A 12463-nucleotide genomic window follows, 5' to 3' on the forward strand; every position below is an offset into this window, starting at 1 on the left:
TTGCTGGCTGGAGGAAGATCCGCTCGAACGAAGCTACAACCTGAAGCGGGGTGGTATCGCCCGCGCGGTACGTGCCCTGCTCGACAACTCCACCGTTCGCTTTGAATCCGCTTCGGCGGTTCGCAGCGCACTGGGGCTCTTCGAGACAGGCCGCACCGGTTTTCCCGACTGTCTGATCGTTACCAAAGCGCGGCAAGCCGGCTGTGAAGAGACGATCACGTTCGATCGGCGCATGGATGGCTTGCCCGGGGTCAGAATCCTTTAGCAGGAAGGCTGATGGTCGCAAAGAGAAGAAGGCGGTTCGTCCGTTGGCAGTTTCCTGCAAGAGCAGGCGTCAAACCCAGACGCCCAGCGCGCAGAGTTGCCGCGTCGCCGCTTCCGCCCAGCCTCGATTGGCGATCGGGCTGGCTGGACTCGGATGCAGCACGCGCCCTGTCTTGACGCTGGTCCCCGCCAACACCGCGGCGGCGCGCGCTTGGGCAAAAGCGCCGACGCCAATCACCCATTCGGGCTGCAGCGCGGCGACCAGAGTCTTCAGATGCGCGTCGCAGGCGGCATGGAGCGGAGCTGCTTCGGCCGCCGGCAGCTTGTCCGGCGTCAGATTGCGGCCGTGGTCGAAGAAAGCCAGCGGGCAATAGTTGGCCACAAAGTGCTCGGCAAAGAACACTTCGGCGGTTCCGAAGCGCTCGCGGAACAATCCCCACAGGCGCCGCCCGCTGACCTCCGAGCGAGCACAGGCAAAGCCTTCGATCGGCCGCGAGGGATTCTCCACGGCGGGTTTGCGCACTTCGCAGTCGATCGACAACCAGTCGCGTACCGCGGCGATCTCGCCAAAAGGAACGCCGCACTGGACCATCCCGAAAGGGCCGGGGTTCATTCCCAGAAAAACCACCCGCCGGGTGGTCGCGCCGTAGCGGTGCAGGTATGACTCGTGCGCTGCCCAGGCGTAAGTCAGTGGATCGTAGACGTGGCTGACCGGCGGCGAGAAGCTGTGCCTCGCCAGCGTTGCCGAAAGCAGCCGGGCGGCGCCGATCAGTTGCGCAGCGACGGCGGAGTCGAGTGCCATGGCGCAACTTTCAAGAGCAGCAGCATTCCCGGTGCAGCGAGCACGAAACAGAGCAGAAAGAAACTGACCCAGCCGATCGAGTTCACCAGTACGCCGGCGCTGGCGTTCATGAAGGTCCTGGGAACAGCGGCCAGGCTGGTGAACAGGGCAAATTGCGTGGCCGTGTAGGCGGGGTGCGTGCTGCGCGCAATGAAGGCGACAAAGGCCGCGGTGCCGAGGCCGACGCCGAGCGCCTCGACGCCGATGACGGCCGCCAGCGCCAGGCGTTGGTCGGCGCCAATGACCGTCTGCGGCCCAAGCCAGGCGAGCCAGGCAAAACCAAGAATCGAAACGAGTTGCACGACGCCGAACAGCCACAGCGCGCGATTGATTCCCAGGCGCACCATCCACAGGCCACCGAGCAGGCCACCGATTACCGCCGGCCAGAGGCCCGCGTGCTTGGCGATCAGGCCGATGTCGGTCTTCTTGAAACCCATGTCGAGGTAAAAAACCGTCGCCAGCGCGGTGCACAGCGAATCGCCCAGCTTGTAGAGGAAAATGAACGACAGCACCAGCAGCGCGCCTCGCCAGCCCTGACGGCCAATGAACTCGTCAAAGGGCTCGACCACGGCCTGGCGCAAGGTTTTCGCCGCGCCGATGACGACCGGTTCGCTGACCAGCAGAACCATCACCATTCCCGGCAGCATGAAAGCGGCGGTAATCCAGAAGACTTCTGCCCAGGGAATGAGATCGGCAAGAATCAGCGACAGCGATCCCGGCACCAGACCGGCAATGCGGTAGGCGTTCACATGCACCGAGTTGCCTAGACCGAGTTCGGAATCGCTGAGAATCTCGCGCCGAAAGGCGTCCAGCGCCACATCCTGCGTCGCTGACAGGAAGGCCAGGACAACCGACAGCCAGATCACCGGGGTGAGGCTAGTGGCCGGCGAGAAACCGCCGAGCAGGCCGATCGACAAGAGCAGGCCGACCTGGGAGAGGAGCATCCAGCCACGCCGACGACCGAGCGGCAGGCGAAAGCGATCCAGCGCCGGCGCCCAGAGGAATTTCCACGTGTAGGGGAACTGGATCAGCGCGAAAAAACCGATGGTCTTGAGATCGACCCCTTCGCTGCGCAACCATACCGGCAACAGATTGAGCAGCAGGTAGAGCGGCAAGCCCGAACTGAAACCCGTGAACACGCAGATCAGCATCCGCCTGGTCAGCAGCGGGCGCAGCCAGGCGGGCATCAAGATCGTCGGCCAAGCCGATAAAAGGCCAGACTACCGTTTAGATTGGGATCAATCGACACCTCGCGCCCTACCTCGTCGAAAGCCAGTCGCTCGCGAATATCGATGTCGAGCCGGGCGCACAGTTGCTCGAAATCAGCGATCGTGAAAAAGCGCACGTTCGGCGTATCGAACCAGTCATAGGGCAAGTCTTCGGACACCGGCATATGCCCCGCGGCAATGGCCTCCCGATTGCTGCGATAGGCAAAATTGGGGAAGCTGACCACCGCCTCTTCAGCGACGCGCAGCATCTCGGTGAGGATGCCTTCGGTGGCGTGCATCGTCTGCAGCGCCTGCGAGATGATCACGTGATCGAAGGAACGATCCTCAAAGCCGGAAAGCCCGCATTCGATGTCCATCTGGATCACATCAACGCCGTTGCGGATACACCAGAGAACGCTTTCCTGGTCGATCTCGACGCCGTAGCCGGATACGTCGCGCGTGTCGCTCAGGTAACGAAGGAGCCGACCGTCACCACAACCGAGGTCGAGAACGCGTTCACCGGGCGGAATCCAGTTGGCGATCACGGCAAAGTCGAAACGCTCGCGCTGCTCGGCCTTGACTCTCCTCTCCTGCTCGGTCATACGGCGATGTTCTCCAGATAGGCGCGCAGCAGGTCATGGTAGTGTGGGTCGGCGAGCAGAAACGAGTCGTGGCCGGCGTCGCACTCGATCTCGGCGTAAACGACGTGCAGGCGGTTGTGCAGCAGCGCAAAGACAATCTCCCGCGAACGCGCCGGTGCGAACCGCCAGTCGGTGGAAAAACTGGCGACGAAAAAGCTTGCCCTGGCGCGCGCCAGCGCCGCCGCCAACTGGCCCTCGTAGCCGTAGGCGGGATCAAAGTAATCGAGCGCCTTGGTCATCATCAGATAGGTATTGGCGTCGAAGTAACCGGCAAACTTGTTGCCCTGGTAGCGCAGATAGGACTCGATCTCGAAATCGACGTCGTAGCTGAACTTGTGCTCTCCATGGCGCAACTGACGGCCAAATTTCTCGGCCATCTGGCTGTCCGACAGGTAAGTGATGTGGCCCACCATGCGCGCCAGACGCAAGCCCGTGGTCGGGACGACGCCATGGTCGGCGTAGTAACCGCCATGAAAATCGGGATCGGAGATGATCGCCTGCCGCGCCACCTCATTGAAAGCGATGTTCTGCGCCGACAGTTTGGGCGCCGAAGCGATGACCATCGCGTGCCGAATGCGGTCCGGCAACTGCACTGACCATTCGATCGCCTGCATGCCGCCGAGGCTGCCGCCGATCACTGCCGCCCAGGTACGGATGCCAAGATGGTCAGCCAGGCGGGCCTGCGCCGCGACCCAGTCCTCAACCGTGACCAGCGGAAAATCGGCGCCGAAACGCTTGCCGGTGTCCGGATTGATCGACAGCGGACCGGTCGAACCATAGCAACCGCCGAGGTTGTTGACCCCGACGACGAAGAATTTCCGGGTGTCGAGCGGCTTGCCCGGACCGACCAGGTTGTCCCACCAGCCGATGCTTTCCGGGTCGTCAGCGTAAGTACCCGCCACGTGATGGCTACCTGAAAGCGCGTGGCAAACCAGCACCGCGTTGGCATGTTCAGCGTTGAGCGTGCCATAGGTTTCGAAAACCAGTTCGAAGCCGGGCAAACGGGCACCGCTCTTGAGCGTCAGCGGCTCGTTGAAGTGCGCTCGCTGCGGCGCCACCACGCCGACAGAATTCTCTGATGACATCGCTATCGTATCGGTCACAAGGGCAGTCAATTCAAGCGTTGAGCTTGTCGAGTTGCTCGCGAATCTTCGCCGGCTCTTCGTGGCGCAACAGGCGGCGAACGATGGGTGCCAGTTCCGCGCAGTTGCTCTGCATGATCTTCTGCTTGACCAACAGGATCTGAGCCGGATGCATCGAGAACTGACGTAGACCCATACCGAGCAGCAGGCGCGTCAGCGAGGGATCACCCGCCAGTTCGCCGCAGATGGAAACCGGGATGTCAACCTTTTCAGCGCTGGCGATGGTGTGCGCCAGCAGCATCAACACCGCTGGGTGCAGGGGGTCGTAGAGCTGCGCCACCTGTTCATCGCTGCGATCGATGGCCAGCGTATACTGGATCAGGTCGTTGGTCCCGATCGACAGGAAATTCATCCGCCGTAGAAAGAGGCCTATGGCCAGAGCCGCCGCCGGGATCTCGATCATCGCGCCGACCTGGATCGTTTCATCGAAGGGAACCCGCTCGGCGCGCAAGCTCGCTTTGGCCCGCGCGATGGCCGCCAGCGTCTGATCGATCTCGTGGGCCTGCGACAGCATCGGAATCATCAGCTTGATCTTGCCGCAGTTGGACGCCCGCAAGAGGGCGCGCAATTGCGTGTGGAACATTTTTGGCTCGGCCAGCGACAGCCGGATGGCGCGTAGCCCCAACGCCGGATTGCTCTGCAGGCGATCACCAATCACCTTTCCCGGATGCAGATCCTTGTCGTAACCCAGATCGAAAGTGCGGATGGTGACCGGCCGGCCACCCATGCCCTTGACCACCGTTCGGTAGGCCTCGAACTGTTCGTCCTCGGTCGGCATGTCGCCGCGATCGAGAAACAGGAACTCGGTGCGAAAAAGGCCGATCCCTTCTGCGCCGCCATCGAGCGCATCAGCGACATCACCCGGCAGTTCGATGTTGGCATGCAAAGCAATGTCTACCCCGTCGAGAGTGACCGAGTTGGCGGTCTTGAGGCGCCTGAGTTTGGTACGTTCGAGCTGGATCTGGCTTTTCCTGAGCCGGTACTCCTCAAGCACGCGACTATCGGGGTTGACGATCAGCACGCCTCGCGTGCCGTCGACAATCAGCACTTCGTGGTCGCGGATCAGTTGGCGCGCGTTGAGTAGCCCCAATACCGCCGGAATACGCAGGCTGCGCGCCAGAATCGCGGTATGCGATGTCGAGCCGCCGACATCGGTGACGAAGGCGGCGAAATGATGCTCCTTGTAGGCAATGACATCGGCCGGCGACAAGTCATGCGCGACGACGATCAGATTCTCTTCCTTGATTCCCTTGCCCGTTCGCAGCGACATCCGGCCCGGCTGACCGACAAGTTCCTTGATCACCCGTTCGACGACCTGCCGCACGTCATAACTGCGCTCGCGCAGGTACTGATCGTCGAAACGCTCGAACTGATCGACCAGGATCTCCATCTGCTGCACCAAGGCCCATTCGGCATTGCAGCGCCGTTCGCGGATCAATTGCTTGGGCGTTTCCGCCAACTCGGGATCGGAGAGGATCATCGTATGCAGGTCGATGAAGGCGCCGAATTCCGCCGAGCTATGCTGTGTGCGCTCCTTGAGGCTGGCGAACTCCTCGCGAACCCGTGCCAATGCGACCTCGAAGCGCGCTACTTCCTTATCCACCAGGCGCGGGGCAATGACCAGGTGCGACACCTCGAGCGTGGCGTGCGACATCAGGTGCGCCTGGCCGATCGCAATGCCCGCGGAAACGGGCAGACCGTGCAGCGTAAAACTCATGATGCGCTCACTCAGCCTCGCCGAACCTGGCGGCGATCAGTTCGAGGATCGCCTCGTTGGCCGCCTGTTCGTCGCTTCCGGTGGTCTCGACGAGCACCGTTGCCCCCTTGCCGGCAGCCAGCATCATGACTCCCATGATGCTCTTGGCGTTGATGCGGCGCGGCCCTTTCTCCATCCAGACATCGCTGGCAAAGCTGCTGGCGAGTTGGGTCAGCTTCGCCGACGCACGGGCGTGCAGCCCCAGTTTGTTGAGGATCGCAGCTTCAGCTCGTACCATTCCAGGCTCCCATTATCGTCGTCCTCTTGATTCTTGATTCTATGGCTCCTCGTGCCCCGGCGGCGGGGGCAGCTTCATGACGCCATCACGAGCGCCGCTGACCGCCTTCTGGAGCATCGTTTCCATCCCCTTCTCGCGATACGTCAGGGCGCGCAGCAACATCGGCAGACTGACTCCGGCAACGCCTTCGATACGCCCCGGTTCGAGCAGCTTGAGCGCCAGATTGCCCGGCGTCGCACCGAAGACGTCGGTCATCACCAGCACGCCTTCGCCCCCGTCCACCTCCTTCAGCAGCAGGCGAGCCAGCGGCAGAATATCGAGCGGATCATCCTGCGCCGCGACACCAAGTTGCGCGATCAGTGGCGGACGTTTATTGAGCACGTGACAGACGTTCTGGATCAGACTTTCACCGAACGAGCCATGCGTTACCAGCAGAATACCGATCATTGCACCCACCCCTCAGTACAGGCCGCCATTCTAAGGGATTCCGCGTCGCTCGGCAGCATCGGCGAACGGTCATGGGATCACGACGAGATCTTTAGGCTGACCGCCGACATAGTCGAGGCGACGCTGCATGGCACTGCTGACCTGCAAGCGGCCTTCGGCATCGACGCGCAGAACGTGGTCGACTTTCATCTGGCGCGCCAGACGTGGCCAGTCACTGCCGGCGATGAACAGGGGCTTGGAGGCGACGTCGGAGAGCGTGCCGGCGGCTACCCCTGGGGTGATCAGTACAGTGAGCGCCTGCGTGTGCATCGGTGGCTGACCGCTGCGCGGGTCAAGCAGATGACAGTAACGTCTGCCGTCGACCTCGAAGAATCGCTGATAATCGCCCGAGGTGCCGATCGCCTCGCCATCGTTGAGTTCAAGCGTCGCCAGCGGGCCTGGCTGGCGCGGATGCTGGATGCCGACGCGCCAGCGCTGGCCATTCTTGCTGCCCAGGGCCATGACATTGCCGCCAATGTTGATCAGCGCGTTGTGCACCCCCTGCTCCTTCAGGATACTCGCCGCACGGTCGAGCGCAACGCCCTTCAGATAGCCACCGAAGTCTAGCGCGACCGCAGGCTGGCGACTGCTGACCACATGGTCGTCAAGCCGCAGGTCGGCGATTCCGGGGCGCGCCGCCCGCCAGGCAGCCAGCGCGCCGGCGTCCGGCATCGTCGACGGCATTTCGTCGGACTGAAAACCCCACAGAGCGATCAGACGACCAATGCCGGGGTCGAAGAGCCCGTCACCGGCCAGCGCCAAACGCTGCGCGGCGGCGATCAGCGCCGCCATCTCCGCGGTCACCGGCTGCGGCCTGCCAGCCGCGATGGCGTCGTTCAGCGCGCTCAGTTCGGACGGCTTCCAGGCGTGGTAGGTGCGATGCAGGCGGTCAAACTCGCGCAGCACCGCTGCCGCCGCGGGTCGCGCCTCGGCCTCGGGCAGCCCGGCAATCAGCACTTCGACGCGGGTACCGAAAACGAAGGCTTCCTGATGATGCAGCGGCGCCCGGCTGCACGCCGCCAGCGCGCAGAACACAATGATGAGCAGGCCTAGACGGCTACCGCGCACGCACGCTCCAGCGCGGCGATCAACATCTCTGCGGCGTCAAAGCCGGTCTGTTCGGCGATTTCAACCATGCATGTCGGGCTGGTGACGTTGATTTCGGTCAACCAGTCGCCGATCACGTCGAGACCGACCAGCAACAAGCCGCGGGCGGCCAGCACAGGGGCCAGCGTGCTGGCGATCTCGCGGTCACGGGCAGTCAGCTCGCGAGCGACACCACGGCCACCGGCAGCCAGGTTGCCGCGCGTCTCGCCCGCTTTCGGGATACGCGCCAGACAGTAAGGAACGAATTTATCGCCAACGAGCAGGATCCGCTTGTCGCCATCGACGATCTCGGCGATGTGGCGCTGGGCCATGATCGTACGCGCGCCATGGTGGGTCAGCATCTCGATGATCACGTTGCGGTTCGGGTCATCGTGGCGAACGCGAAAGACCTCGCTTCCACCCATGCCTTCGAGCGGCTTCAGGATCGTGTCGCGTTCGAGGTCGATAAACGCCTGGATCAGGCCAGCGTCACGAGCCACCAGCGTGGGCACCGAAAACTGCGCGAACTCGGCGACGGACAACTTCTCGGAGTGGTCGCGCAAGGCCTGCGGCCGATTGAAAACCCGCGCGCCCTCCGCTTCGGCCCGCTCGAGCAACCAGGTGCTGGTGACGTATTCGAAGTCGAATGGGGGATCCTTGCGCATCAACACGGCGCCGAAATCGCGCAGCGCAACGATGTGGCGGTCGATCTCGACGAACCAGTCGTGGTCGTCGGCCAGCATTTCGAGATGCACCGCCTCAGCGCACACCCCGTGCAGAACCGACAGGTGCAGCGCCCCCTGCTGAATCGTCCACACCGCGTGCCCACGCGCCTGAGCGGCACGCATCATCGCGATGCTCGAGTCCTTGTACGCCTTGAGCGACGGGAGCGGATCGATCACGAATGCTATGCGCATGAGACCTGCTCCTCCACGGGTGCCGTCCGCTCGAGTTCCAGCGAAGCGGCGAGTTGGGCCAGGCGGGCGACCACGCCATAGGTGTAGAACCTGTTCGGCGCCGCGTCCGGATCCTGACACTGATCGGGCAACGAACAACTGGTCTCGAAAGCGAGTCGCTCGAAGTGCATCCCCGGCGCGTTGAGGTTTTCGTCGCGACCTCGCCCACTATGCACGCGGTAGAAACCGCCGACGACAAAGCGGTCGATCATGTAGACCACGGGTTCGGCGACGCCTTCCTGCTTGCCGCTACCCACCACCTCGTCGCTGTACACGCCTTCCTGGATGATCACCTGCGACACGGCCAGGCCTTCCTTGATCACCGACATCTTGTTGCGCTGCCGCCGATTGAGGCCGGTCACCTGGGCCGCATCCTTGACCGTCATGACTCCCATGCCATAGGTGCCGGCATCCGCTTTGACGACCACGTAAGGAGGCTCTTCGATGCCGTACTGCTTGTATTTCTCGCGGATCAGCTCGAGAACCGCGTCGACGTTGGCCGCCAGGCACTCCTCGCCCTGCCGCTCGTGAAAGTTGACGCTGTCACACACCGAAAAATAGGGATTGATCCGCCACGGGTCGATGCCGACCAGACGGGCGAAGTCGCCAGCGACCTCGTCGTAGGCCGCAAAGTGATTCGACTTGCGGCGCACGGCCCAGCCGGCGTGCAAGGGGGGTAGCACCACCTGCTCGTGGAGATTCTGCAGGATTTGCGGAATGCCGGCCGAGAGATCGTTGTTCAGCAGGACCGCACACGGCTCGAAGCCTGCCAGTCCGAGCCGATAGCGACTGCGGACCAGGGGTTCGAGGAGCAGCGTCGTTCCGTCGGGTAGTTCGATCGGTGTCGGTTTGTCGATCTCCGGCAGCAGCGATCCGAGGCGTACCTCGAGGCCGGTCAGGCGCAGGATGGCGGCAAGCTGCGCCACGTTCTGCAAGTAGAACAGGTTGCGCGTGTGGTTCTCGGGAATCAGCAACAGCCTCTTGGCATCCGGGCAGATCCGGTCGATCAGGGTCACCGCGGCCTGCACGCAAAGCGGCAGAAAACTGGCGTCGAGATTGTTGAATCCGCCGGGAAAGAGATTCATGTCCACCGGAGCCAGCTTGAAGCCGCTATTACGCAGGTCGACCGAGCCGTAAAAGGGCGGCGTATGTTCCTGCCACTGACCACGCAACCAGCGTTCGATCTCCGGCATGGCGTCGAGGAAGCAGCGCTCGATCTCGAGCAGCGGACCGCTGAAGGCCGTGTTCAGGCGTGGAACCATTGATTCATCTCCTTTTTGGCAGAACTCTTACGACAGCACCACCAAGTGCTTGGACTGCGCACCTTTGACGGCGGCCAGGGGAACGCCACGGTCCAGGGTGACCAAGCGCCCTCCCCGCTCGACCGCCAGGGCCAGCAAGTAGGCGTCCGTCACCTGCCGCGAACTCAGCAAGCGACCCCACATTACGCGATCCGCTTGCAACAGGCTAATGGAATCCGGCCAAAAGGCATGGGCCAGGTGTTGCGCGGCCTCTGCCAAGCGCTCGGCAACTCTGGCCACCGGCACACTATTGGGGTAGGCCGGCTGCGAAAGAATGCGAATACACCCGTTCTGGGTCAATGGACACGAAGCCCAGCCTGCATCAAGGTGACCGGCCAGCCACTCGCGGCTCAGGCGATGATGGAGATGGCCCCCGTCGAGTAGAGCAATCAAGACATTGACATCCAGCAGGGCGCGCATCACACACCCTCTTTTTCCCGAAGGGCATTGACCTCGTCGTTGGTAACCACCGCCGTGCCGGCCGGGAAGGGCCGAAATCCAGCCACCGGGAGGACGTCCGATGCAGCGCTGCCGGCAGGCAATGTCGGTGCTCCCTGCCCGGTCAGCGCCTGGCGCAGCAACTGAGAGACCACCTGACCGGCCGACAGCCGCCGCCGCCCAGCCAATTCCTTGGCCGCCGCGAGCACATCGTCGTCAATATCCAAAGTGGTTCTCATTCCGGACACCTGCATCGTTGATGAGTTGATGAGTTGATTCTATCACATCAGTCAATCAGCTCAATACGTGGCGGCTCGACACCGCTCTTGGGCAGGAAAGCGCGGAACGACTCGGGCAGCGGCGTCTGCTCGAGACTGCGCTGATTGAAAAGAAAACGCCCGTCGCAGACAAAACCCAGGTCGTCCCAGTCGACACCATTGAGTGCTGCGGCCAGCGCCTGCACCGCGACCGCAGGGTCACGCGGAAAGATCGCCAGTACCGCTCCGTCGTAGTGCGTGCAAGGGTGGACGAAGAACGGCTGCGGACGGCGCGTCTTGTTATTCACGTACACGCGCGGCTCTGCGGACTGATGATAGCCGCGCCCCCATTGCCACCAGTTGGTCTCGTCAAAGGAGCGAATGCGGCGCGCCATCAACCTGGCCTTGTGCGCCAGCAGGGCCGCCGGCGGTGGCGCTCCCGGCAGGCACCAGAGCATGCGCCGGGTCTCCCCGCTGGCCACCGTTGCCGAGCACACGAAGCTGCGATTGCCATGGACATCACTGGCGTAGAGATCGTCAGCTCCGGACACCGCTCCGACCTTGACGAAGGCGATGTCCGCCAGGTGCAGCGCATAGTCGCCACGGGTGAACAAGAGGTGCCCGCCACTCTCGACGAAATGGCGCTCCTCCCACCGTAGTCGTCCCAGGCCGGCGATGCCGTCAGCCACGCCCTGTGCGGCGTAACGCGTCAACCGGGAAAAGTTGCCGTTTTCGAAACGCCAGATGGCGCAGTTCGGCGCTGCTCCGGCAAACAGTCGCGAATCGCCGAGGTCAACGAAGTCGGTGATCGTTCCCGCCGCATGCAGCAAGCGATTGAGCGGTATGGCCGAAGTGGCCTTGAGAAAGTCGCGCGGCGTGATGAAGACGAGCTCACCACCCGGCGCCAGATGGCGAAGGCACTTCTCGACGAAAAACAGGTACAGGTTTGCGCGCCCGTCGAGAACGCTGCTCGGCACGCGCTGGCGCGTCCCGGATGCCATATCCTGGTAGCGCACATAGGGCGGATTGCCGATGATGGTGGCGAAAGACTCTCCTTCCGAGAGACTGAAGAAGTCCATCACCCGCGCACCCGGTGGCGCGTGCCGCGGATCGATCTCGATACCGACCGCAAACGGAAAATGCTGCAGGAATGCCCCGTCGCCACAAGCCGGCTCGAGCACGCGGCCGCGATTGCGGACCAGAGCGAGCATGGCTTCGACGATCGCCGGCGGGGTGAACACCTGGCCAAGGCCACTGACGTCGCACTCGGCCGGTGCTGGCTGGCAGTGACCAGGCTGAGTCGCTTCGCTCACCGTCAGCGCCCCCCCCAGGGCATTACCGGGACCGTCGAAATGCTGTTTGCCGGCGCACCATCAATCAGCTTGCGGCTGATCGCCAGATAGATCAGCGTCTTGTTGGCCTCGTCCCACATTCTGACGACACGCGTCTCCTTGAACAACACCGAAGTGTCTTCGGAGAACACGGTGGCTTCTTTCGCCAGCTTGGCGGGCAAGGTGATCGGCCCGGTCTGCCGGCAAGCGAGCGAAAACTGCGAGGGATCCTGGGCGAGGCCGAACGAACCGCTGACTCCGCCGGTTTTCGCCTGGCTGACGTGGCAGGTCACACCCGGCACCTTGGGGTCGGCAAAACTCTCGACGCAGACGCGGTGGTTGGCGCCGACCAGCTTCCACTCGGTGGTCACACAACCGACCTGCTCGGCAAGTGCCGGCGTTGCCCACACGACAAGCGCCAGACAGACGGTCGCCGTCCCCGTCCAGCCAGGGCTACGGTGTGCAGTGGTGATCATTTTCTCTCTCCTTCCAGGTCAGCAGGTAACGATAGCCCACGC

Annotated in this window: 15 protein-coding genes; 1 reads left to right on the plus strand and 14 read right to left on the minus strand. The window is 63.0% G+C overall.

From position 1 onward, the window contains the following. The coding region (locus ACCAA_RS11545; RefSeq protein ID WP_425394482.1) for a type II toxin-antitoxin system VapC family toxin at positions 1–265 on the plus strand (265 nt) is incomplete at its 5' end. A gap of 69 nt (positions 266–334) precedes the next feature. Here ACCAA_RS11545 and ACCAA_RS11550 read toward each other — a convergent pair. From ACCAA_RS11550 to ACCAA_RS11615, 14 genes are all read right to left on the minus strand, one after another. Further along, positions 335–1066 (minus strand): uracil-DNA glycosylase family protein, encoded by a 732-nt coding sequence (locus ACCAA_RS11550; RefSeq protein ID WP_186407403.1) that lies wholly within the window; start codon positions 1064–1066, stop codon positions 335–337. Next, on the minus strand, positions 1033–2292 hold the full coding sequence (locus ACCAA_RS11555; protein WP_186407404.1) for an AmpG family muropeptide MFS transporter: 1260 nt from the start codon (positions 2290–2292) through the stop codon (positions 1033–1035). The genes ACCAA_RS11550 and ACCAA_RS11555 overlap by 34 nt, the downstream gene beginning before the upstream one ends. After that, a complete protein-coding gene (gene metW, locus ACCAA_RS11560; RefSeq protein ID WP_186407405.1) occupies positions 2292–2915 on the minus strand; it encodes a methionine biosynthesis protein MetW in 624 nt (207 codons plus the stop codon). Before metW ends, ACCAA_RS11555 begins: the two co-directional genes overlap by 1 nt. Continuing rightward, entirely contained in the window at positions 2912–4039 is a 1128-nt protein-coding gene (metX, locus tag ACCAA_RS11565) for a homoserine O-succinyltransferase MetX (RefSeq protein WP_186407406.1), read from the minus strand. The genes metW and metX overlap by 4 nt, the downstream gene beginning before the upstream one ends. 31 nt (positions 4040–4070) lie before the next feature. Then, positions 4071–5813 (minus strand): phosphoenolpyruvate--protein phosphotransferase, encoded by a 1743-nt coding sequence (gene ptsP, locus ACCAA_RS11570; RefSeq protein ID WP_186407407.1) that lies wholly within the window; start codon positions 5811–5813, stop codon positions 4071–4073. A 7-nt stretch (positions 5814–5820) separates the two neighbouring features. After that, positions 5821–6090 (minus strand): HPr family phosphocarrier protein, encoded by a 270-nt coding sequence (locus ACCAA_RS11575; RefSeq protein ID WP_186407408.1) that lies wholly within the window; start codon positions 6088–6090, stop codon positions 5821–5823. A gap of 39 nt (positions 6091–6129) precedes the next feature. After that, positions 6130–6537: a PTS sugar transporter subunit IIA gene (locus ACCAA_RS11580; protein ID WP_186407409.1), complete on the minus strand. Its 408-nt coding sequence runs from the start codon at positions 6535–6537 to the stop codon at positions 6130–6132. 69 nt (positions 6538–6606) lie between these two features. Next, entirely contained in the window at positions 6607–7644 is a 1038-nt protein-coding gene (locus ACCAA_RS11585; protein ID WP_186407410.1) for an FAD:protein FMN transferase, read from the minus strand. Then, a complete protein-coding gene (gene gshB / locus ACCAA_RS11590) occupies positions 7626–8579 on the minus strand; it encodes a glutathione synthase (RefSeq protein WP_186407411.1) in 954 nt (317 codons plus the stop codon). Before gshB ends, ACCAA_RS11585 begins: the two co-directional genes overlap by 19 nt. After that, positions 8570–9880 carry a glutamate--cysteine ligase gene (gene gshA / locus ACCAA_RS11595; RefSeq protein ID WP_186407412.1) on the minus strand — a complete coding sequence of 437 codons (1311 nt, stop codon included), beginning with the start codon at positions 9878–9880 and terminating at the stop codon, positions 8570–8572. Before gshA ends, gshB begins: the two co-directional genes overlap by 10 nt. Positions 9881–9907: 27 nt before the next feature. Continuing rightward, positions 9908–10339: a TA system VapC family ribonuclease toxin gene (locus tag ACCAA_RS11600; protein WP_186407413.1), complete on the minus strand. Its 432-nt coding sequence runs from the start codon at positions 10337–10339 to the stop codon at positions 9908–9910. After that, positions 10339–10596 (minus strand): ribbon-helix-helix domain-containing protein, encoded by a 258-nt coding sequence (locus tag ACCAA_RS11605; RefSeq protein ID WP_186407414.1) that lies wholly within the window; start codon positions 10594–10596, stop codon positions 10339–10341. The genes ACCAA_RS11600 and ACCAA_RS11605 overlap by 1 nt, the downstream gene beginning before the upstream one ends. A 47-nt stretch (positions 10597–10643) precedes the next feature. Further along, positions 10644–11927, minus strand: a complete 1284-nt coding sequence (locus ACCAA_RS11610) for an Eco57I restriction-modification methylase domain-containing protein (RefSeq protein WP_245754545.1) — start codon at positions 11925–11927, stop codon at positions 10644–10646. Between the two features lie 2 nt (positions 11928–11929). Next, positions 11930–12421, minus strand: a complete 492-nt coding sequence (locus tag ACCAA_RS11615; RefSeq protein ID WP_186407415.1) for a CreA family protein — start codon at positions 12419–12421, stop codon at positions 11930–11932. Positions 12422–12463 lie beyond the last annotated feature (42 nt).

Source organism: Candidatus Accumulibacter aalborgensis (assembly GCF_900089955.1).
In the GTDB taxonomy this organism is placed as follows: domain Bacteria; phylum Pseudomonadota; class Gammaproteobacteria; order Burkholderiales; family Rhodocyclaceae; genus Accumulibacter; species Accumulibacter aalborgensis.